Origin of the sequence: Collinsella aerofaciens (assembly GCF_015670745.1) — a bacterium.
GTDB classification, from domain to species: domain Bacteria; phylum Actinomycetota; class Coriobacteriia; order Coriobacteriales; family Coriobacteriaceae; genus Collinsella; species Collinsella aerofaciens_T.
The window spans coordinates 188077-208177 of the sequence record NZ_JADPCH010000001.1 but is presented as its reverse complement, the minus strand read 5'-3'; the positions used below and the strand labels follow the sequence as shown (position 1 = coordinate 208177).

The window sequence follows — 20101 nt, the reverse complement described above, 5'->3', positions numbered from 1 at the left end:
TCATGTTCGACAAAGTGCTCATCGCCAACCGCGGCGAAGTCGCGGTCCGTGTTATCCGCGCGTGCCGCGATATGGGCATCAAGACCGTCGCCGTTTATTCCACGGCCGATGCGGACGCGCTGCACGTGCAGCTTGCCGACGAGGCGTATTGCATCGGCGGTCCGCGTCTTGCCGAGAGCTACCTCAACGACGATGCTGTGCTCACCTGTGCCGTAAAGTCGGGAGCTAAGGCAATTCATCCCGGCTATGGCTTCTTTTCCGAGAAGGCGAGCTTTGTACGCGACTGCGACAAGTATGGCCTGGCTTTTGTCGGTCCTTCGGCCGAGGTGATCGACAGCATGGGCGACAAGGACGCCGCACGCCGAACGGCTGCCGCGGCGGGCGTGCCCATTGTGCCGGGCTGCGATTTGCTCAAAAGTCCCGAGGAGGCGACGGCCGAGGCCGAGCGCATTGGCTGTCCCGTGCTCATTAAGGCGCGCGCGGGCGGTGGCGGTCGCGGCATTCGCAAGGTCGAGCGCGTGGAAGATGCGGCAAAGGCGTTCATCGAGGCGCGTGCCGAGGGCGAGGCCGTTTTTGGCGACGGCGAGTGCTACATGGAGAAGTTCGTCGCGCCGGCGCACCACGTTGAGGTGCAGATTATGGCCGATAAGCAGGGCCATGTATTTTCGCTCGGCGAGCGCGAGTGCTCGGTGCAGCGTCGCAACCAAAAGCTGATCGAAGAGAGTCCCGCGCCGTGCCTCGACGGACACAACGACATTCGTGCTCGCATGCACAAGGCAGCGCGTGACCTGGCTCGTGCCGTCGGCTACGAAGGAGCCGGTACCATCGAGTTTCTGTATTCGGACGACGGCAATTTCTACTTTATGGAAATGAACACGCGCTTGCAGGTGGAGCATCCGGTTACAGAGTTTGTGACCGATACCGACTTGGTCAAGTGGCAGCTGCGCGTGGCAGCCGGCCAGCCTCTGCCCTTTGAGCAGGAGGACATGCCGGTCCGCAACCACGCCATGGAGTGCCGCATCAATGCCGAAACGCCGGACTTTCTGCCGTCATGCGGAACGGTCACCGCGTTGCGTGTGCCGGGTGGTCCGCGCGTGCGCTGGGATTCCGCCATGTTTACCGGTGCGAAAGTTCCGCCGTACTACGACTCCATGCTCGGCAAGCTCATCGTGTGTGCGCCCACGCGTGACGGCGCCATTCGTAAGATGCGCTCGGCCCTGGGCGAGCTCGTGATTGAGGGCGTGAGCGAAAACAGCGAGCTTCAGCTCGACGTGCTGGCAAACGACGAGTTCTTGTCGGGCATGTACCACACCGATCTGACGGGGCATCTCTATGCTGATGAATAGAAAAGCAAAGACGGTCAACGTCCTCGAGGGGCCGATGACCGAGTCGTGCGCCGAGTTTCCCGCGCGCCACGTGTTTATCAAGTGCCCGGAGTGTCGCCGCGTGATCGATGAAGCACGCCTGCACGACAACCTCGAGGTCTGCCCTCGTTGCGGCAAACACTTTCGCGTGAGCGGTCGCGCGCGCATGCGCATGACGGTCGACGAGGGCACGTTTGAGGAATGGGATGCCAATCTGGCGTCGGAGGACTTCCTCTCGTTTCCCGGCTATGCCGACAAGCTTAAGAGCGTGTGCGAGCGTTCGGGCGAGCGCGACGCCGTTGTGTGCGGCAGGGGCAAAATCTGCGGTTGCGATACCGCGCTCTTCTTTATGGACGCCAACTTTATGATGGGCTCGATGGGTTCCGTGGTGGGCGAGAAGATCTGTCGCACATTTGAGCGAGCGACCGAACTTGGATTGCCAGTTGTCGGCTTTACCGTTTCGGGCGGCGCGCGCATGCAAGAGGGCGTGACGTCGCTTATGCAGATGGCCAAGATTTCTGCGGCGGTTAGGCGCCACAGCGAGGCGGGCGGTCTGTATATCACGGTGCTCACCGACCCCACGACCGGAGGCGTAACCGCGAGCTTTGCCATGGAGGGCGATATTATCCTGGCCGAGCCCGATGCCCTGACGGCATTTGCCGGCCCGCGCGTGATCGAGCAGAACATGCACAAGCGCCTGCCCAAGGGATTCCAGCGCTCCGAGTTTTTGCTGGAGCACGGCTTTTGCGATGCCGTTGTTCCGCGTGGCGAGATTGCGCTCACGGTAGGCGAGCTGCTGGCACTGCACGAAGGGCACGCGCCCGGCCTGGGGGCACCGCATGAGATCGTGCATACGGGTCGTCGCGGCAAAAAGCTGGGACACTTGTTCAAGCGCTCGACCGCACCAAAAACCGCGCTCGAGATTGTCAAGCAGACCCGCTCGGCAGATCGCGCCACGGCGGGCGAGATGATCTCGCTGGGCCTGGATGGATTTGTGGAGCTGCATGGCGACCGTTACTTTGGCGACGACGCCGCCGTGGTGGCTGGCATTGGCTGGAAAGACGGGCGACCCGTGACGGTTATCGCCGTCGAGCGCGGTACCACGACCAAAGAGCGCATGCGTCGCAACTTTGGTATGGCACATCCCGAGGGCTACCGCAAAGCGCGTCGCCTTATACGCCAGGCCGAAAAGTTTGGTCGACCGGTTCTGTGTCTGGTCGATACTTCGGGCGCGTTTTGCGGCATCGGTGCCGAGGAGCGCGGCCAGGGCGAGGCGATTGCCCAGAATCTCATGGAGATGAGCGGCCTCAAGACGCCGATTGTCTCGGTGGTGACAGGCGAGGGCGGCTCTGGTGGCGCGCTGGCGCTGTCCGTGGCCGACCGCATCCTGATGCTCTCGAGCTCGGCCTATTCGGTCGTGAGCCCCGAGGCCTGTGCGTCGATCCTGTGGAAGGATACCGAGCGCGCGAATGAGGCCGCCGAGGCGCTTAAGCTCACGGCCCCCGATCTGTTGGCGCTCGGCATCATCGACGGCATTGTTGACGATAGGGGCCTGTCGCATGAGGAGATCGCCGGTGCCGTCATGTCCTCGGCATTTGATGTCTTCGATACGCTTGGGCAGCTCGACGACGCGACCCTCACAAACCTCCGCTACGAAAAGTACCGCGCAATCGGTCAGTACCGCACGATGTGACAAAGGGGCAGCCCGCATGTCATATTGGGAAAGGCGTTCCATGCTACAAGTTTCTAACACCTCGTTTACAACGACGGTTTCATCAAACGCCATGGCCGTGGTGGACTATCTGTCCAAAAGCATGATGTCGGCGCTGCCGTTTATTGTCTGCGCGGCGTTGTTCCGCACCGTTGCCGTCATTATGGGCGAAGGTATGCTGGGCCTGTGGTCTGCCGATTCCGAAATCTATCGCCTGTTCTACAGTTGGCTCTATAACGCCGGCTACTACTTTTTGCCCATTTATCTTGGTTGGGCGGCCGCCCGCCAGCTCGGTTGCTCGGAGCAGCTAGGCATGATGCTGGGCGGCGTATTGATTGCGCCCGATCTGCTTAAGCTCGTCGATGCCGCATCGACGACGGGGGCATCGATGACTTCCGTGTATGGTCTGCTTCCCGCGCCGGTCAACGATTACACGACGACTGTTATTCCGGTTCTCATCTCGGTGCCCGTGCTATGGCGAGTGGAGTGTTTCTTTCAGCGCGTTATCCCTAAGGCCGTGGCGTTTTCGTTCGTTCCGTTTGCGACCATGCTTGTCATGGTTCCGGTTTCGCTGTGTATTACGGCGCCGGCGGGCAGCTATCTGGGCATGCTGTTGGGCCAGCTTATGTTTATGCTTGGCAATTCCGGTGGCATCGTGTCGCTGCTCACGCTCATGGGGCTTGCCGCGGGTTGGGAGTTTCTTAAGATTGCAGGCGTCAGCAACGTTGTCCTATCGCTTGCCTATGCGCAGTTTATGAGTGTGGGAACGGATTCGTGCATCCTGATCGCCGCGACGATGGCAACGTTCGCCGTTTGGGGCATGCCCTTTGGCGCGTCGCTCCGCGTTGCGGATAAGGACGAGAAGGCGCTCATGCTGGGCTACTCAATCTCGGGTGTTCTTGGCGGCGTAAGCGAGCCGGCGCTGTACGGTTGCGGCTTTAAATATGGCAGGTGCCTGACGTGCATGGCCATTGGCGGCGCCGTCGGAGGCCTTGTTGCAGCCGTGGGCCACGTTACGGCCTATACCATCGGCATGACGAATGTCCTCATGGTCATTGGCTTTGCCACGGGCGGCATCTCGAACCTGCTGTGGTGCTGCGCTGCCGGCGGTGTGGCATTTGCGGTGTCTGCGGCGCTGAGCTACTGCTTTGGCGTGGTGCCGGCGAAGGGACAGACGATGGGGGACGGAGCCGATTCACCCGAAACCTCGAAGAGCGTGGCCGAAGTAAGCGCGTAAACCTGTGCGACACAAGGACGATTCCTTTGCCATGCTCCAAGGCCGTGGCCCGTGTGGGTCGCGGCCTTTTTGTATCTGAAGGACAAAGTGGCTACACTACAATCCGTTTGAGCAATAGATATATATAGGCAGTACCGTGGGGGCTGATGAAGATGGTCGAGTGGATCGTTCGTCGTGCGCAGGGCGACCGTGCGCGCGTGGGCACGTTGACGGGCATGGTGTGTATTCTCGCTAATGTTGCGCTTTGTGCTGCGAAGGGCGCAATTGGTGTGCTGTCGGGATCGGTTTCGATTGTGGCGGATGCCATGAACAACCTGTCCGATGCCAGCTCGAATATCGTGAGCGTGCTGGGCTTTAAGCTGGCGAGCAAGCCGGCGGACCCCGAGCATCCTTACGGACATGGCCGCTACGAGTATCTCTCGGGTCTGGTCGTGGCGGCGCTCGTGCTGCTGATCGGCGTTGAGCTGGTGAAGTCCTCGGTTGAGCGCATCATCCACCCCGAACCTGTCGAGTTCTCGCTTGCCCTGGTGGCAGTTCTAGTGCTTTCGATGGTCGTAAAGCTGTGGATGGCGGCCCTCAACCAAAAGCTCGGCGATCGCATTGAGTCCGAGACGCTGCATGCGACCGCGCAGGATTCCAAGAACGATGTCCTTGCCACAGGCGCCGTGCTGGCATGTGCGATTGTTTCGCAGGTGACGCACATCAATCTTGACGCATGGGTTGGCCTTGCCGTTGGCGCCTATATTGGCTGGAGCGGCCTTGAACTTATTCAAGATACGGTGAGCCCGCTTTTGGGTCAGTCGCCCGATCCTAAGCTGGTCAAGCACATTCGAGACAAGATCATGAGCTATCCCGGCGTTTTGGGCGTTCACGATTTGATGGTTCACGACTACGGTCCGGGCAGGAAGTTTGCAAGTGCGCATGCCGAGATGGCGGCCGAGGCCAGCCCGCTGGAAAGTCACGACACGCTCGATAACATCGAGCAGTCGTTTAGGAACGAAGACGGCATGATTGTCACACTTCACTACGACCCCATCGTGACCGACGATCCCAAGGTGGCAAGCATGCGTTTGCGCATTAACGCCATGGCTCAACAAATCGATAGCCGCCTTTCGATTCACGATTTGCGTTGCGTGCCGGGCCCTACGCACACCAACGTGATCTTCGACTGCGTGCGACCCTCGGATCTGCAGATGAGTGCCGAAGACTTAAAGCACGCGCTGGCACAACGGGTCGAATCGGAATATCCCAAGTCGATTGCCAAGATTACGATCGACGAAGACTACGTAGGGCATACCCACGAGTAAGGCCACGCCGATAAAGCAACTGATGCAGAAGGGGAGAGCATGAAGCGCCTATACCTACTCCGCCACGGCCAGACGGAATTCAACGTCAAAAAGCTCGTCCAAGGTCGCTGCGATTCACCGTTGACCGATCTGGGCCGCAAACAAGCGGGAATGGCAGCCGCATGGCTCAAGGCCCACGGCGTCGTCCCCGACAAAGTGGCCTCTTCGCCCTTAGGCCGAGCCATGGACACTGCTCAGCTCGTCGCTACCGAACTCCTCGGCCCGGACGCAGCAGTCGAGCCCTGCGAAGGCATCATCGAGCGCTGCTACGGCACCTTCGAAGAGGGCCCACACGACGCGCTACCCACCGACGTCTGGGATCCGGGCGAGGATCTGGTCCCCTTCGGAGGAGAAGGAAGCCAGGCGCTGCAAGAACGTATGGTGGATGCGCTTACCAATATCATGGGCTCCGAGGGCATCGAAACCCTTCTAGCAGTAAGCCACGGCAGTGCCAGCCGCCAATTTATCAAGGCCGCAGCCCCAGAGGGCTTCGAGCTCCCAACAAAACTCCCCAACTGCGCCATCATGATCTTCGATTTTGACGAGGAAGAGTCGGGAGAAGAGGGCGACACGTCTCAATCCAAGTTCACCTTGCGGCAAATTATCGATCCCCAACAAAGTAATTAGCTGAGCGAGCAAGGTTTAGTAGACGTCAACGTGGCGTTCCCAGTGTGCGGCGGAGGGGGGCGGGCCTGAGACATATTAAGGTTGTCGCGAGTTCCGCACGAACAGGAGAGCACTTAATGTGCTCTCCGTCGTGAGCAGGACTGTAGAGCAGCAACCTTAATATTTCTCAGGCCCGCCCCCTCCGCCGCACACTGGGAACGTGCCACGCACTTTACCTGCGTAAACAATGTGAGTGAAATATGAATCTCGATGGATACGCCCGCAGCCGTGTATACTAAACAGCTGTGTGAAACCAGGGGAGTATTCTGGCTGGACAAAATGCCTGCTTAATAGGGTTGTCAGGTAGTCCGGGCGAAATACAAGGCTGGGGAGCACGTCGTGTAAGTAGTGGTCCTCTAGGGGCGTACGCTCGGTGGTGTACGCATTGTCCCAAGACCACGCGAGAGTTGGGATCATATCTTGATCAGCATGATTCTCGGCCGCAAGATTGGCATGACCCAGGTTTGGGACGAGGACGACAACGTCGTTCCCGTCACGGTCATCCAGGCTGGCCCCTGCGCTGTCTCGCAGGTTAAAACTCAGGCAACCGACGGCTATGACGCCGTCCAGATCGGTTTCGGCGACATCAAGGCCAAGAACGTGAACAAGCCCATGGCTGGTCACTTCGCCAAGGCTGGCGTCGAGCCTGTCCGTTTCCTTCGTGAGGTCCGCGTCGAGAACGGCGAGGAGCACAAGGTCGGCGAGGTCGTCACCGTCGCTGATTTCGCTGATGTCGAGAAGGTCGACGTCATCGGTACCTCCAAGGGTAAGGGCTTCCAGGGTCGCATCAAGCGCTGGGGTCAGCGCCGCGGTCCTATGACGCATGGTTCTCACTTCCAGCGTCACCCCGGTTCTATCGGTCAGTGCGCCTATCCTGCGCGCGTCCTCAAGGGCGTCAAGATGGCCGGTCACATGGGTAACGAGCGCGTTACCGTCAAGAACCTTTCCGTTGTCCGCATCGATGCCGAGCAGAACCTCATCTTGGTCAAGGGCGCTGTCCCGGGTGCCAAGAATGGTCTCGTCGCCATCCGTATGGCCTAAGGGCCCAGCCCATTTAGCCCAGCGTCATACCAAGGAGAACACTTAAATGGCAAAGTTTGAAGTAAAGAACAGCGAGGGCAAGAAGGTCGCCGAGGCCGAGCTCGCCGCTGAGGTGTACGGCATCGAGCCGAACATCCACGTTATGCACCACATCGTCAAGTGCCAGATGGCCTCTTGGCGTCAGGGCACCCAGTCTGCTAAGGGTCGCTCTGAGGTTTCCGGTGGCGGCAAGAAGCCTTGGCGTCAGAAGGGCACCGGCCGTGCCCGCCAGGGTTCCATCCGTGCTGCCCAGTGGCGTCACGGTGGCGTTGTCTTCGCCCCCAAGCCCCGTTCCTACGCTAAGCGTATGAACAACAAGGAGGTCAAGCTGGCTATGCGCTCCGCGCTGTCCGCCAAGCTGGCCGATGGCGAGCTCGTGCTCGTCGACGACTACGGCTTCGAGAAGCCTTCCACCAAGGCTGCCGTCGCCATGCTCAAGGCTCTCGGTCTTGAGGGCAAGCGTCTGACCATCATCGTTCGCGATGAGGACGTCAACGCCTACCTGTCGTTCCGCAACATTCCCAAGACGTTCATCATCACCGCTGACGAGGCCAACACCTACGATCTCGTCAACAACAACGCTGTGCTGATGCCCGCCGACATCGCCGCTCACTTCGGGGAGGTGCTTGCATAAATGACCGCCCACGAGATCATCATCCGTCCGATCGTGTCCGAGCGTTCCTTCTCCGGCATGGAGCTGAACAAGTACACGTTCGAGGTCGCCAAGGATGCTAACAAGTATCAGATCAAGGACGCTGTCGAGGAGATCTTCGGCGTCAAGGTCGTTCGCGTGAACACCCTGACGGTCAAGCCCAAGACCAAGCGCGTGCGCTATGTCGCCGGCAAGACCCGTTCTTGGAAGAAGGCCATCGTCACGCTGGCCGAGGGCGACACCATCGAGGTCTTTGGCAACCAGGCCTAAGACTCGCTGCTGTTGAGTGAGCTCATGCCTCCCAAATAGGGGAGGCGGGAGCTCAAGGTTTTGGGCGTATTAAATGGACACGCCCGGAACCGTGTATACGTCCGGTGTCATCGCACCCGAGGCAGAACCTCGAATCCCTGTCTGCGATGGCTAACGGATTCCTATTGAAAGGGATTGTAATGGCTGTAAAGCACCTTAAGCCGACCTCCGCTGGTAGGCGTTGGCAGACGATCTCCGACTTCTCCGAGATCACCTGCACTAAGCCCGAGAAGTCTCTTCTCGAGCCCCTGCCCAAGAAGGCCGGTCGTAACAACAACGGCCGCATCACCACCCGCCACCAGGGCGGCGGCGTGAAGCGTCGTTACCGCGTGATCGACTTCAAGCGCAACAAGGACGGCGTGCCCGCCAAGGTTGCCACGATCGAGTACGATCCGAACCGTTCCGCTCGCATCGCTCTGCTGCACTACGCTGACGGTGAGAAGCGCTACATTCTGGCCCCCAAGGGCCTCGAGGTCGGTCAGACCATCATGTCCGGTTCTGACGCCGACATCAAGCCGGGCAACGCTCTGCCCCTCGCCGACATCCCCGTCGGTACGCTCATCCACGCCGTCGAGTTCCAGCCGGGCAAGGGCGCTGCTATCGCCCGTTCCGCCGGTAACTCCTGCCAGCTGATGGGTAAGGAGGGCAAGTACGCTATCGTCCGTATGCCTTCCTCCGAGATGCGCCGCATCCTCGTTACCTGCCGCGCCACCGTCGGTGAGGTCGGCAACGCCGATCACTCCAACATCGTCATCGGCAAGGCCGGCCGTAAGCGTCACATGAACGTGCGCCCGACCGTCCGCGGTACCGTCATGAACCCTGTCGACCACCCGCACGGCGGTGGCGAGGGCAAGAACCACACCTCTGGTCGTCCCTCTGTTACCCCCTGGGGTAAGCCGACGAAGGGCCTTCGTACGCGCAAGAAGAAGAAGGTCTCGAACCAGCACATCATTCGTCGCCGTAAGAAGTAATTTCGGATACCGAGTTTTAGGAGAAAGCACTTATGAGCAGAAGTCTCAAAAAGGGCCCGTTCGTGGAGACTCGCCTTCTCTCGCGTATCACCGCGATGAACGAGGCTGGCAAGAAGGACGTCGTGAAGACCTGGTCCCGCGCGTCCACCATCTTCCCCGAGATGGTTGGTCACACCATCGCCGTCCACGACGGCCGCAAGCATGTGCCCGTGTATGTTACCGAGTCCATGGTTGGTCACAAGCTCGGCGAGTTCGCGCCGACTCGTACGTTCCGTGGCCACAAGGCCAAATAGGGGGTTAACCGTAAATGGCAACTAAGTCTATTGAAACTGAGGCCACCGAGGTTCGCGCCGTCGCTAAGTACGTGCGTGTTTCCCCCAGCAAGGCCCGCCTGGTGGTCGATCTGATCCGCCGCAAGCCTGTCGCTCAGGCCTTCGACATCCTCCACTTCTGCGACCGCGCCGTTGCCGTGGATGTCGAGAAGGTTCTCCGTTCCGCCGTTGCGAACGCCGAGAACAACAACGGTCTGCGTGCCGACAACCTGGTTGTCGCCGCTGCCTATGTTGACGAGGGTCCGACGCTTAAGCGCATCCGTCCCCGCGCCAAGGGCTCCGCTTCTCGCATTCTGAAGCGTACTTCCCACATCACCGTCGTCGTTGCTCCTCGAAAGGAGGCGTAAAGCTGTATGGGTCAGAAAGTCTACCCCACCGGCTTCCGTCTTGGCATCACCGAGAACTGGCGCTCCCGCTGGTTCGCAGAGAAGGATTACGCTAAGACCCTCGGTAACGATCTCGAGATCCGCAAGTACCTCGAGAAGCGTCTTTCCCGCGCAGCTGTCTCCCGTGTCGAGATCGAGCGCGCTGGCGACAAGGTGAAGGTCATCATCCTCACCGCTCGCCCCGGCGTTGTCATCGGTAAGAAGGGTGCCGAGATCGATACCCTCCGCACCGAGCTCGAGAAGGTCGCTGGCGTCTCCAAGGGCCAGCTCTCCGTCGACGTTGTCGAGATCAAGCGCCCCGAGCTCGACGCCAACCTCGTTGCTCAGTCTATCGCCGAGCAGCTCGAGGGCCGCGTTGCCTTCCGTCGCGCTATGCGTAAGGCTGTCCAGTCCGCCCGCAAGGCCGGCGCTAAGGGCATCCGTATCCAGTGCTCCGGTCGTCTCGGCGGTGCCGAGATGGGCCGTCGTGAGTGGTACCGTGAGGGTCGCGTGCCTCTGCACACCCTCCGTGCCAAGATTGACTACGGCACGGCTGTCGCCAGCACCACCATGGGCGCTTGCGGCGTGAAGGTCTGGATCTACCTGGGCGAGAAGCTCCCGGGCCAGCCTGTTCCCAACCCTGCACTCGAGGGCTCTTCCCGTCCTCGTCGTCGTAACTCCGAGAGGAGGGGTCAGTAGTGCTTGCCCCTAAGCGTATTCTTCACCGCAAGGTGCAGCGTGGCTCCATGAAGGGCCAGGCCAAGGGTAATACCGAGCTGCATTTCGGCGAGTTTGGTATCCAGGCTCTCGAGGCCCATTGGATCACCAACCGTCAGATCGAGGCCGCTCGTATTGCCATGACCCGCTACATGAAGCGTGGCGGTCGTGTCTACATCACGATCTTCCCCGATAAGCCCATCACCAAGAAGCCTGCTGAGACTCGCATGGGTTCTGGTAAGGGTAACCCCGAGGAGTGGGTGGCCGTCGTCAAGCCCGGCCGCATCATGTTCGAGGTCAAGGGCGTGCCCGAGGAGGTCGCTCGCGAGGCTCTGCGTCTTGCACAGCACAAGCTTCCCATCAAGACCAAGATTGTTGCTGCCAAGAACGCTGAGCAGCGCATCGAGAAGGAGATGGCTGAGGAGGCCGCTCTCGAGGCCAAGTGGGCTGCTGAGGACGCCGCCGCCGCCAAGGAGGAGAACTAATGAAGCCCGCAGAGATTCGTGAGCTCTCGGACGCTCAGCTCGTTGAGAAGCTGAAGGAAATGCGCGCCGAGCTCTTTAACCTTCGTTTCCAGATGGCCACCAGCCAGCTGGACAACACCGCTCGCGTCAACACCGTGAAGAAGGACATCGCTCGCGTCCTCACGGAGCAGCGCGCCCGCGAGATCGCAGCGGAGAAGTCCGCTGTCGCCGAGTAGGACCTAAGGAGAGAACATGACTGATTCGCGTAACTCGCGTAAGGTCCGTACGGGTGTCGTTACCTCCGTCTCCGGTGCCAAGACCATTGTTGTCACCATCACCGAGCGCAAGCGTCACCCCAAGTACGGCAAGATGATGACCAGCTCCAAGAAGCTGCACGCTCACGACGAGGAGTGCACGGCTGGCGTGGGCGATACCGTCCGCGTTATGGAGACCCGTCCTATGTCCAAGATGAAGCGTTGGCGCCTCATCGAGGTCGTCGAGCGCGCTAAATAAGCAGTCGCTCTTACGACTTGTACGTTTCCGAAGATGTGCGTATGCCTGGCTTGCATACCACGGGCCGTATAAAGGCTGCGCACCTCTCTTCGGTTCTTAGTTCGGAGGAACATCTACCATGATTCAGATGCAAACCATGCTGAACGTCGCCGACAACTCCGGCGCTCGCAAGATTCGCTGCATCAAGGTGCTTGGCGGTTCCAAGCGTCGTTATGCAGGCATCGGCGATGTGTTCATCGGTGCTGTCCAGGAGGCTACTCCTGGCGCCAACGTCAAGAAGAAGGACGTTGTCCGTTGCGTCGTCGTTCGCACCGTTAAGGAGATCCGCCGCAAGGATGGCTCCTACATTCGCTTTGATGAGAACGCCTGCGTTGTCATCAACAACGATGGTTCGCCCGTCGGCACCCGTATCTTCGGGCCCGTCGCTCGCGAGCTTCGTGACAAGAAGTACATGAAGATCGTCTCGCTCGCTCCCGAGACCCTGTAGTTAGGGGAGATATATGTATATCAAGAAGGGCGATAAGGTCCAGGTTCTCTCTGGTAAGGATCGCGGCAAGCAGGGCGTTATCCTGCGTGCTCTCCCCGCCGAGAACAAGGTCGTTGTCGAGGGCGTTTCGGTCGTCAAGAAGGCCGTCAAGCCCAACGCTGCCAACCAGCAGGGCGGCATCGTTTCGCAGGAGGCTCCCATCGACGCCTCCAACGTCAATCTCGTCTGCCCCGAGTGCGGTAAGGTTACCCGCGTCGGTCACGAGAAGGACGGCAAGAACAAGCTGCGCGTCTGCAAGAAGTGCGGCCACAAGTTCTAAGCTGCCCGCAACATCAAGTTGCTAGCAAAGGCCCGGATGCCCCACGGCACCCGGGCCTTTTTCTATCCCTACTCATTGGGGACAGACTTAAATGAGTGGCCGTTGAAATGCCGGCACCTGGGGGCGTTCATTTTCTGTCGGCAGCTGGGGACGACCATTCATTGGGGACAGACTTAAATGACCAGTCGTTGGGGGGACAGTCTCTATGTGCCGGCAGTTTGGGACGATCCTTTGATGTCTGATGCCCCCAGAGGGGTGAAGTAATACAGCTGGGTCTGTCTTTTAGGGCTTTGGTGTTCCGCCCCTTTATGTTTCACAAGGATCGTCGCATGCGCATTTACGCGCATAGCCTTGCGCGACAATGCGCATAGCCGCGCAAACATCTGCCAACTATGGCTAAATAATGACCGATAAGCAAATAAATACGCAAACACGAGCAGATACGCGCGCAATTGTGCGACTATAGGTTTGTTAGAAATGAAGGACTTCCGATGACTCAGGAGGCACATCATGGCAGATTCCAAACAGGCTCCGCTCGACGCCGAGGCAGCCGCAAAGGCGGCGTTTGCCTCGGTCCAGAATCAGCCGTTCCCAAACGACATCTTTACGGCTCCCGAGCTTCGTTGGGCTGTAATTGGGTGTGGCGTTATCGCCAACCAGATGGCTCAGTCTCTCGCCCTTGCCGGCCGAAAGCTCGCGGGCGTTGCCAACCGCACGCTGTCCAAGGCTCAGGCTTTTGCAGAGCAGTATGGCGTTGAGAAGGTCTATGGCACGGTCGAGGATCTCTACGCCGATCCGGACATTGACGCAGTCTATATCACCACGCCGCACAACACGCATATCACCTATCTGCGAGCCGCTCTGGCAGCTGGCAAGCACGTGCTCTGCGAGAAGGCCATTACCCTCAATTCCGCCGAGCTTGACGAGGCCCGCGCCATTGCCGACGAGCACAACGTGGTCCTTATGGACGCCACCACGGTGCTTCACATGCCCTTGTATCAGGAGCTGCGTCGTCGCATGGATGTCGGCGAGTTCGGCCGCATGAATCTCGCTCAGCTCAACTTTGGCAGCTATAAGGAGTACGGCGACCTGACCAACCGCTTCTACAACCGTAGCCTTGCCGGTGGCGCCATGCTCGACATTGGCGTGTATGCGCTCTCCGTTATGCGCCTCTTTATGGCGAGCCAGCCCGCTGAGGTTGTCTCGCTGGGCAACACCTGTGAGACCGGTGTCGACGTTGCGGGCGGCATTGTCTGCCGTAACGCCGAGCAGCAGCTGGGTGTTGTGAGCCTTACGCTCCACTCCAAGCAGCCCAAGCGCTCGGTCATCAGCTTCGACAAGTGCTATATCGAGGTCAACGAGTATCCGCGCGCCGATCACGCGACCATCGTGTGGACTGTGGACGGCCACCGCGAGGAGGTTCACGCCGGCACCGAAGCTTACGCCCTTTGCTATGAGATGGCCGATCTTGAGAAGGCCGTTGCCGGCGACGACTCCAAGCGCGAGCTGCTGGAATATGCTTCTGATGTTATGGAGCTTATGACCAAGCTCCGCGCCGATTGGGGAGTCGTGTACCCCGAGGAGGAGTAAGCGATGCTTGCGGAAGATAGGCTCAATGCGATCGTGTCGATGGTGCAGCAGGCCGGCTCGGTTACCGTGCCGGAACTTGCCGAGGCCCTGGGCGTGACACCGTCCACCATTCGCCGTGACTTGCAAACGCTCGACCGCGCGCACCGTATCGCCAAGGTGCACGGAGGTGCGACGAGTCTGGAGCGCGCGCACGTGACGCGCGACTTGACGATCAGCGAACGCAGTGATCTCCATAACGATGACAAGGAGCGCATCTGTGCTCGTGCCGCGGCCCTGGTGGAGCCCGATAGCTTTGTGTATATCGATTCGGGCTCAACGACCCTCAAGCTCATCGAGCATCTTCCGCGTCTCGACGGCGTCACCTATGTGACCGATTCCGTGCTCCATGCTCAGCACCTTGCTTTGCGCGGCATGCGTACCGTGGTGCTGGGCGGCGAGCTCAAACCCGAGACCGAGGCGCTCGTTGGCCCCGATGCCTTGGCAACCCTGGACCGCTATAACTTCAACTGCGGCTTTTGGGGATCCAACGGCATCGCGGCCGAGCAAGGTCTCACCACACCGGATATCGAGGAAGCACAGGTCAAGCGTATCTCGATGCGCCATACCGCCAAACGCTTCGTAATCTCGGACGCCAGTAAATTTGGCATGGTGGCGCCCGTCAAGTTCGCGGACTTCCGCGACGCAACGATTATTACCGCAGGCGAGGTCCCCGCCAAGTACCGGGCAATGGACAACGTCATCACGGTCTAGCAGCAGGGGACGGGCTAAGGCCAAAACCACCACAAAGGGGCCTGTCCCCATTGTGGTGGTTAGCAACGGAAACCGAGTAGTTTTCTCAATAGAAAAGCGGCAACGTCCATCACGGGCGTTGCCGCTTTCGTTGTCTACCGGTTTGTCTACGTCTGTAACAACTGGACCGTTAAAAGTGGGTTAGATGTTACAGAGTGAGATACTTCCGAACCGCACCGTCCCTTTGTCTCAATCTGTAACATCTGGGACCGATTTTGCCGAGTTATTGTTACAGATTGAGATTTTCCCTTGAGGGGGATTCGAATGTCTCGATCTGTAACAGACCGACCGGAAAATGGTCTCTAACTGTTACAGATCGAGACGTTTTGGGACCGCGGCTGAGCCATTGCGGCAAAACCACCACAAAGGTGCCTGTCCCGATTGTGGTGGTTTAGGGCTCCCAGGGGCAGGGGGCTTCGATGTGGATGTGCTCGCCGGTTACGGGATGCGTGAAGGACACGCTGTGGGCGTGGAGCATCAGGCCGCAGGGACGCGGCGTTCCGTACAGGTCGTCGCCTACCAGGGGATGACGCTCGCTCGCCAGATGCACACGGATTTGGTGCTTGCGGCCGGTGAGCAGCTCGACATCGATATACGAGCGCGTGGGCAGGCCACGACGGCTCTTAAGACGCTTGAGCACCTTCACGCGCGTCTGAGACGGCTTGCCGCTGGCGCCGACGCGCATCTTGCGGCTGTCGTGACGGTCGCGGGCGATGGGCTTGTCGATGAGCTTTTCGTTCCAGTCGATCTTGCCCTCGGCGAGCGCCAGGTAGTGCTTTTCGAAAGCGTGGTCGATGACCATCTGGTCAAAGGTGGGCTGCGTCTGCTTGTCGAGCGAGAACAGCACCACGCCGGTGGTGTCGCGGTCTAGGCGGTTGAGCGGCTGCATATCGGTCGCGGCAAAGCCGTCGCCCATCGCCAGCAGCAGGTCGCTGGCGTAGTCGGTGAGTGTGCGCTCGCCGGTGCCGTCGCCGTGGACGATCATGCCGGCGGGCTTGTCGATGGCCATGAGCCAGGCGTCGCAGTAGAGGACTTGAGGTTCTTCGTTCACGTGTAAGCCTTTCGGTTAGCTGATTCCCACAAACATGCAGCCCGAGGTCGCCCCGCGTAGGCGGGCGGCGGGCTTGCGGCCGGCCTGCGCGGCTTCGACGGCACGACGGACGCGGGCGACGGCACGGCCCACCTCATCTGCCTCGAGCAGCGTTCCGTCCACCATGAGACGACGCACGCCGGCATCGAGCAGCTGAGGAACCTGCGGCGTGAGGTCGATGGGGTAGGCATCGTACAGGCGAGAGCGGCCGTGGATGTCGGTGCGGACGGGCATGACCTTTCCGTCGATATTCTTGAGCGAGAGCTTGCGGGCACGCAGACGGCAGTTGACACAATCGTGGATGCAGCCGTTGGCAACCTGCAGAATGCAATGCTCGCTTGTCATGACGCGCGGGCGGCCAAAGACGGTGATGCCCAAAGCCGCGGGCGCGGCGGCACCGAGCGAGACAATCTCGTCGAGCGTGATTTCGGGCGAGAGCCAAAACGCACCGGCTCCGCGCTCGGCAAGCGCCTCCATGCAGGGCGTGTTGTGCACCGGCAGGCAAGAGCGAATTTCGGCCGTGGCGCCGGCCCGCGCGGCTACGGCGAGCTCGGAGATATTACCGACGGCGACGGTAGCTCCGGCATTGATCCAGGGATCGACGCGCTCGTGGTCGACGGCGCGGCAGACCTCGTCGAGTACGGGTACGATGCCCTGCTCAAATGCATCGGCGGGGGAGAGCTCGGCCGCATCGAGTGCGTCGGTGGTCATGTAGATGCGCGTTACACCCTCGGCGCGAGCGGCCTCGGCGGCCTCGAGCGAGGTGACGGTGGCGCAGATCTGCGGCTCGTCGCGGTAGTGCTCGGGCATGGGCCGCGTACATTTGTCGAGCACCGGCAGCTCGAGCGTGCGGGCACGCTCGTCATACGGTGCCAGAATGGCCTCCTCCAGCGCCTTGCAGGCGGCGGCGCGCACCTTGTGCACAGCGGAGAAGCCCATGCCGCAGCCCTTATCGAGCGCCACATCAAAGCTCGCTGCCTCGAAGGGCGAGGAGCCCATGCGGCCCACATGCTCAACCAGGTCTGCCGCCTCGACGGCACGGGTCTTGGCGGCCTCGACGGTGAAGCCTGTGCCCGTGGCCGTAAGCGATGGGTCGTCGCAGCAAGTAAGCGTGACGGCAAACGGTTCACCCAAACGTGCCACGACGGTTACATCCACGGCGCGACGGCGCAGCACATCGCGCTTGAGCGCGGCGCCGGCGGCGTCAATGGCACGCTGACTGCGAATCACGCGGACGCGGCAGCCCTCAGGCATGCTGCGGGGAACGCGACATTCGATGATGTCGCCCGCGGCGGCATCATCGGCGGCGATGGTGGTCAGGAATTGGTCGAACTCATCGTCGTGGCGAAGCTCCAGCAGGTCGCCCTTGCCCACGGGCTCAAACAGCTCAATGCGGGCGATGGCGGCGCGGCGACGGCGGTCGTCGGGCTTAAGGCCGCGCACATCGCGGTTGGCCGGGCGGCTGCCCAGCACCGTGCCCACGATCTGGCCGCGGTTGTTGGAACGCTCATAGCTCATCATCTCATCGCCCGAGGTGCCGTCCTGATAGGCGTGCGTAAAGTCGCGGTTAAAGCAGCGCTTGAGCTGTCGCTGGCGGGCCGCATCCTCATCCTTAGAGGTCGAAACATCGGCCAGCATGTCATCAATCTGATGACGATACACGTCGACGATGGAATACACGTAATCGGGGGCCTTCATGCGGCCCTCGAGCTTGAGCGATGCGGCGCCGGCGTCATACAGACGGCGAACAAGCTGCGAAGTGTTGGTGTCGCGCGGGCACAGCGCGCGCTCGCGACCGGCAGGGGAGAGCGAGCGGCCGTTCTCGTCAATTAGCTCGTAGGGTAGGCGGCAGGGCTGGGCGCACATGCCGCGGTTGGCCGAGCGGCCAGCCATGGCAAAGCTCGACAGCAGGCACAGACCCGAGTAGCAAAAGCAGATGGCACCGTGGCTAAAGACCTCAAGGTCCACATCGGGCGCGGCGTTGTGAATGGCGGCGATCTCGTCGATGGAGAGCTCGCGCGAGAGAGTCACGCGGTCGGCGCCCTGCTCACGGCACCAAAGGGTTCCGCGGTCGTCGTGGATGTTCGCCTGGGTCGAGATATGTGTCTCGATGCCGGGCATGGTGCGCTTGGCCTCAAAGAACAGACCCCAGTCCTGGATAATGAAGGCATCGGCGCCCAGCGTGGAGCAGCGATGAATGAGCTGCAGTGCATCGCCCATCTCGGACTGCTTGATGACGATGTTGACCGTGACGTAGACGCGCGACCCGGCTAGATGCGCGGCGCGGCAGGCTTGCTCAAAGGCCTCGTCGGTAAAGTTGGTTGCCTTGCGGCGGGCGTTGAAGCTGCCCATGCCGCAGTAGATGGCGTCTGCCCCGGCGGCGAGCGCGGCGGCAAAGGGCTCCGGGCCTCCGGCGGGGGCCAAAAGCTCGGGCCTGCGGTTAGTGGTTCGGCTGGCGGTTGCGGTCATATCCTGCCTTTCAAAATGCTCAGATATTCAAAAGTATAGTGGCGTCGCTGCGGTGGGCGACGCCCGCAGCCTAAGCAGGACAAAGTCTTCAGCAGCTTGGACTGGCTGCTCCACATGAGAACCGTTCAGCGGTTCGGGGAAACCGTTGGGCGATAAAATATTCTCGCAAGCTGATAATATTCTTGCATCAAACAGAAACCTTGAGTACTATCCCAATCAAGCGCGGTGTTCAGACCGAACTGTGCCTCCCGGTGTGAACACCGCGCTCACGCTCTCTCAATTGATCGTAAGGAGAAAAACATGAGCAAGACCGTCGTGTCTTCCGATAACGCACCCGCAGCCATCGGCCCGTATTCCCCCGGTATCCAGGCCGGCAACATGGTGTTCCTGTCCGGCCAGCTGGGCATCGATCTCGCGACCGGCAAGATGCCCGAGGGCGTCGAGGCCCAGGCCAAGCAGTCCCTCGCCAACGTCGAGGCCCTGCTGACCGCTGCCGGCGCTACCTTTGCCGATGTCGTCAAGACCACGGTCTACCTGGCCGACATCGCCGACTTCGCCGCCGTGAACGAGATCTACGCCTCCAAGTTTGAGGCCCCGTTCCCCGCGCGCAGCGCCTTCCAGGTTGCCGCCCTTCCGGCTGGCGGTCTGGTCGAGATCGAGGTCGTTGCCGCTCTCTAAGGCGTTGGCCACAACTAAACATGACATGCAAAAAGACCCTGCAGCGCGTGCGAGCTGCAGGGTCTTTTATCAAGTGACGGATCGCTTGTGGAGCCGCACTCCATTTTGCTCGTTAGCCTTCCTTGCGGACTTTTTGCAGGTAGCGGTAGACGCTGGGCTCAGAGATGCCCAGCGCGGCGGCGGCGCAGGCCACGGCGCCCTTGAGCATGAACACCCCGTTACCGTTGAGGTGGCGAATGACGTCCACGCGGTCGCTCTGACCAAGCGACGCTACATCCAGCCCGCGCGCGCTCAGCAACTCGGCAATGCTGCGGTCGATGAGCTCCTGTGTAGACTCCGAAAGGCTTTCGACCTCGATAGGGGCGGGCTCCGTGCGCGTCGGCGCCGCGTCGAAGCACGCCATGAGCTGCTGCGCCATGGCGTTGATGGAGCGCACGGTCGAGAGGTCGGTGTTGACGCAGAGCATACCGACGATCTCATCATTCTCGCGGATAAAGTACGTCGCTGACTCCAACGTCTTGCCGCCGGCACCGCGCCCCTCGTAGCCCGTAATAAACGGCAGGTCGCGATACTTGGCGTCGTGCATGATCTTGAGTGCCAGATCGGTGGCGGGACCGCCGACCTTGCGGCCGCTCACGATGCCGTTGCGAATATCGACGATGGCGTGGTCGGGATCCGAGAAATCGTGCAGCACGATTTCGCTGTTTTTGCCGAGTATCTGCTCCAGAAAATCGACCATCGGCAAAAAGCGACGTACGGTCTCGTTCACGGGCAACTCCTTTGGGTGAAATCGGAAATGTTCATAACAATTTTTTCTCATGGTAACACGCTGCCCATCATCTCGTATATCCGCAGGTACATTGCGTAATGCAGACGAACGGTAGGAATTTAGCGGTAAACGGTTGACCAAAAGAAATGTTAGATGTTATTTTGACCAGACACTTTCCTGAAC

The 20101-nt window shown here is 60.3% G+C and carries 22 protein-coding genes and 1 pseudogene; 20 read left to right on the top strand and 3 right to left on the bottom strand.

Features of this window, described 5'->3' with window-relative positions; genetic code table 11:
- Positions 1-2: 2 nt before the first annotated feature.
- The 19 genes and pseudogenes from I4W07_RS00870 to I4W07_RS00780 all read left to right on the top strand — a co-directional run bounded on the left by I4W07_RS00870 (position 3) and on the right by I4W07_RS00780 (position 14873).
- Positions 3-1346, top strand: coding sequence for an acetyl-CoA carboxylase biotin carboxylase subunit (locus I4W07_RS00870; RefSeq protein ID WP_196025292.1), 1344 nt, complete (start codon positions 3-5; stop codon positions 1344-1346).
- Complete coding sequence (gene accD, locus I4W07_RS00865) at positions 1333-3057, top strand: acetyl-CoA carboxylase, carboxyltransferase subunit beta (RefSeq protein ID WP_196025291.1); 1725 nt, start codon at positions 1333-1335, stop codon at positions 3055-3057. Before I4W07_RS00870 ends, accD begins: the two co-directional genes overlap by 14 nt.
- Positions 3058-3097: 40 nt before the next feature.
- Complete coding sequence (locus I4W07_RS00860) at positions 3098-4312, top strand: PTS transporter subunit EIIC (protein ID WP_196025290.1); 1215 nt, start codon at positions 3098-3100, stop codon at positions 4310-4312.
- A 146-nt stretch (positions 4313-4458) separates the two neighbouring features.
- Entirely contained in the window at positions 4459-5619 is a 1161-nt protein-coding gene (locus I4W07_RS00855; RefSeq protein WP_196025289.1) for a cation diffusion facilitator family transporter, read from the top strand.
- Positions 5620-5658: 39 nt separating this feature from the next.
- Positions 5659-6285, top strand: coding sequence for a histidine phosphatase family protein (locus tag I4W07_RS00850; protein WP_196025288.1), 627 nt, complete (start codon positions 5659-5661; stop codon positions 6283-6285).
- 459 nt (positions 6286-6744) lie between these two features.
- Positions 6745-7365 carry a 50S ribosomal protein L3 gene (rplC, locus tag I4W07_RS00845; RefSeq protein ID WP_035137484.1) on the top strand — a complete coding sequence of 207 codons (621 nt, stop codon included), beginning with the start codon at positions 6745-6747 and terminating at the stop codon, positions 7363-7365.
- A 46-nt stretch (positions 7366-7411) separates the two neighbouring features.
- Positions 7412-8038: a 50S ribosomal protein L4 gene (gene rplD / locus I4W07_RS00840; protein WP_006235032.1), complete on the top strand. Its 627-nt coding sequence runs from the start codon at positions 7412-7414 to the stop codon at positions 8036-8038.
- Complete coding sequence (gene rplW / locus I4W07_RS00835) at positions 8039-8326, top strand: 50S ribosomal protein L23 (protein WP_022094197.1); 288 nt, start codon at positions 8039-8041, stop codon at positions 8324-8326.
- 179 nt (positions 8327-8505) lie between these two features.
- Entirely contained in the window at positions 8506-9336 is an 831-nt protein-coding gene (gene rplB, locus I4W07_RS00830; protein ID WP_022094198.1) for a 50S ribosomal protein L2, read from the top strand.
- A gap of 32 nt (positions 9337-9368) precedes the next feature.
- Positions 9369-9629, top strand: a complete 261-nt coding sequence (gene rpsS / locus I4W07_RS00825) for a 30S ribosomal protein S19 (RefSeq protein WP_006235035.1) — start codon at positions 9369-9371, stop codon at positions 9627-9629.
- Positions 9630-9643: 14 nt separating this feature from the next.
- Positions 9644-10015, top strand: a complete 372-nt coding sequence (gene rplV / locus I4W07_RS00820; protein WP_006235036.1) for a 50S ribosomal protein L22 — start codon at positions 9644-9646, stop codon at positions 10013-10015.
- A gap of 6 nt (positions 10016-10021) precedes the next feature.
- Positions 10022-10732 carry a 30S ribosomal protein S3 gene (rpsC, locus tag I4W07_RS00815; protein ID WP_006235037.1) on the top strand — a complete coding sequence of 237 codons (711 nt, stop codon included), beginning with the start codon at positions 10022-10024 and terminating at the stop codon, positions 10730-10732.
- Positions 10732-11148: pseudogene (gene rplP, locus I4W07_RS00810) on the top strand (50S ribosomal protein L16); the annotation flags it as partial. The gene rpsC and the pseudogene rplP, both read left to right, overlap by 1 nt.
- Positions 11149-11234: 86 nt before the next feature.
- A complete protein-coding gene (gene rpmC, locus I4W07_RS00805; RefSeq protein WP_006235039.1) occupies positions 11235-11450 on the top strand; it encodes a 50S ribosomal protein L29 in 216 nt (71 codons plus the stop codon).
- A gap of 16 nt (positions 11451-11466) precedes the next feature.
- Positions 11467-11727: a 30S ribosomal protein S17 gene (gene rpsQ, locus I4W07_RS00800; RefSeq protein WP_006235040.1), complete on the top strand. Its 261-nt coding sequence runs from the start codon at positions 11467-11469 to the stop codon at positions 11725-11727.
- A 118-nt stretch (positions 11728-11845) separates the two neighbouring features.
- A complete protein-coding gene (gene rplN / locus I4W07_RS00795; protein ID WP_006235041.1) occupies positions 11846-12214 on the top strand; it encodes a 50S ribosomal protein L14 in 369 nt (122 codons plus the stop codon).
- 13 nt (positions 12215-12227) lie between these two features.
- Positions 12228-12533 carry a 50S ribosomal protein L24 gene (rplX, locus tag I4W07_RS00790; RefSeq protein WP_099432059.1) on the top strand — a complete coding sequence of 102 codons (306 nt, stop codon included), beginning with the start codon at positions 12228-12230 and terminating at the stop codon, positions 12531-12533.
- Between the two features lie 510 nt (positions 12534-13043).
- A complete protein-coding gene (locus tag I4W07_RS00785) occupies positions 13044-14123 on the top strand; it encodes a Gfo/Idh/MocA family protein (RefSeq protein WP_196025287.1) in 1080 nt (359 codons plus the stop codon).
- A 3-nt stretch (positions 14124-14126) separates the two neighbouring features.
- Positions 14127-14873: a DeoR/GlpR family DNA-binding transcription regulator gene (locus I4W07_RS00780; protein ID WP_196022160.1), complete on the top strand. Its 747-nt coding sequence runs from the start codon at positions 14127-14129 to the stop codon at positions 14871-14873.
- Between the two features lie 430 nt (positions 14874-15303).
- Here I4W07_RS00780 and I4W07_RS00775 read toward each other — a convergent pair whose 3' ends face one another.
- A complete protein-coding gene (locus I4W07_RS00775) occupies positions 15304-15963 on the bottom strand; it encodes an RluA family pseudouridine synthase (RefSeq protein ID WP_271739719.1) in 660 nt (219 codons plus the stop codon).
- Between the two features lie 15 nt (positions 15964-15978).
- Positions 15979-18471 carry a U32 family peptidase gene (locus I4W07_RS00770; protein ID WP_196025286.1) on the bottom strand — a complete coding sequence of 831 codons (2493 nt, stop codon included), beginning with the start codon at positions 18469-18471 and terminating at the stop codon, positions 15979-15981.
- A 300-nt stretch (positions 18472-18771) separates the two neighbouring features.
- On the opposite strand from I4W07_RS00770, the gene I4W07_RS00765 reads away from it, so the two are divergent.
- Positions 18772-19149 carry a Rid family detoxifying hydrolase gene (locus I4W07_RS00765; RefSeq protein ID WP_196025285.1) on the top strand — a complete coding sequence of 126 codons (378 nt, stop codon included), beginning with the start codon at positions 18772-18774 and terminating at the stop codon, positions 19147-19149.
- Positions 19150-19261: 112 nt separating this feature from the next.
- Here I4W07_RS00765 and I4W07_RS00760 read toward each other — a convergent pair whose 3' ends face one another.
- Entirely contained in the window at positions 19262-19918 is a 657-nt protein-coding gene (locus I4W07_RS00760) for a helix-turn-helix transcriptional regulator (RefSeq protein ID WP_233506175.1), read from the bottom strand.
- Between the last annotated feature and the right edge of the window lie 183 nt (positions 19919-20101).

What these genes read in the sequence shown, in the direction of transcription:
- I4W07_RS00870 (WP_196025292.1), top strand. Translation starts at nt 3, where the DNA reads ATGTTCGACAAAGTGCTCATCGCCAACCGCGGCGAAGTCGCGGTCCGT.
- accD (WP_196025291.1), top strand. Translation starts at nt 1,333, where the DNA reads ATGCTGATGAATAGAAAAGCAAAGACGGTCAACGTCCTCGAGGGGCCG.
- I4W07_RS00860 (WP_196025290.1), top strand. Translation starts at nt 3,098, where the DNA reads ATGCTACAAGTTTCTAACACCTCGTTTACAACGACGGTTTCATCAAAC.
- I4W07_RS00855 (WP_196025289.1), top strand. Translation starts at nt 4,459, where the DNA reads ATGAAGATGGTCGAGTGGATCGTTCGTCGTGCGCAGGGCGACCGTGCG.
- I4W07_RS00850 (WP_196025288.1), top strand. Translation starts at nt 5,659, where the DNA reads ATGAAGCGCCTATACCTACTCCGCCACGGCCAGACGGAATTCAACGTC.
- rplD (WP_006235032.1), top strand. Translation starts at nt 7,412, where the DNA reads ATGGCAAAGTTTGAAGTAAAGAACAGCGAGGGCAAGAAGGTCGCCGAG.
- rplW (WP_022094197.1), top strand. Translation starts at nt 8,039, where the DNA reads ATGACCGCCCACGAGATCATCATCCGTCCGATCGTGTCCGAGCGTTCC.
- rplB (WP_022094198.1), top strand. Translation starts at nt 8,506, where the DNA reads ATGGCTGTAAAGCACCTTAAGCCGACCTCCGCTGGTAGGCGTTGGCAG.
- rpsS (WP_006235035.1), top strand. Translation starts at nt 9,369, where the DNA reads ATGAGCAGAAGTCTCAAAAAGGGCCCGTTCGTGGAGACTCGCCTTCTC.
- rplV (WP_006235036.1), top strand. Translation starts at nt 9,644, where the DNA reads ATGGCAACTAAGTCTATTGAAACTGAGGCCACCGAGGTTCGCGCCGTC.
- rpsC (WP_006235037.1), top strand. Translation starts at nt 10,022, where the DNA reads ATGGGTCAGAAAGTCTACCCCACCGGCTTCCGTCTTGGCATCACCGAG.
- rpmC (WP_006235039.1), top strand. Translation starts at nt 11,235, where the DNA reads ATGAAGCCCGCAGAGATTCGTGAGCTCTCGGACGCTCAGCTCGTTGAG.
- rpsQ (WP_006235040.1), top strand. Translation starts at nt 11,467, where the DNA reads ATGACTGATTCGCGTAACTCGCGTAAGGTCCGTACGGGTGTCGTTACC.
- rplN (WP_006235041.1), top strand. Translation starts at nt 11,846, where the DNA reads ATGATTCAGATGCAAACCATGCTGAACGTCGCCGACAACTCCGGCGCT.
- rplX (WP_099432059.1), top strand. Translation starts at nt 12,228, where the DNA reads ATGTATATCAAGAAGGGCGATAAGGTCCAGGTTCTCTCTGGTAAGGAT.
- I4W07_RS00785 (WP_196025287.1), top strand. Translation starts at nt 13,044, where the DNA reads ATGGCAGATTCCAAACAGGCTCCGCTCGACGCCGAGGCAGCCGCAAAG.
- I4W07_RS00780 (WP_196022160.1), top strand. Translation starts at nt 14,127, where the DNA reads ATGCTTGCGGAAGATAGGCTCAATGCGATCGTGTCGATGGTGCAGCAG.
- I4W07_RS00770 (WP_196025286.1), bottom strand. Translation starts at nt 18,471, where the DNA reads ATGACCGCAACCGCCAGCCGAACCACTAACCGCAGGCCCGAGCTTTTG.
- I4W07_RS00765 (WP_196025285.1), top strand. Translation starts at nt 18,772, where the DNA reads ATGAGCAAGACCGTCGTGTCTTCCGATAACGCACCCGCAGCCATCGGC.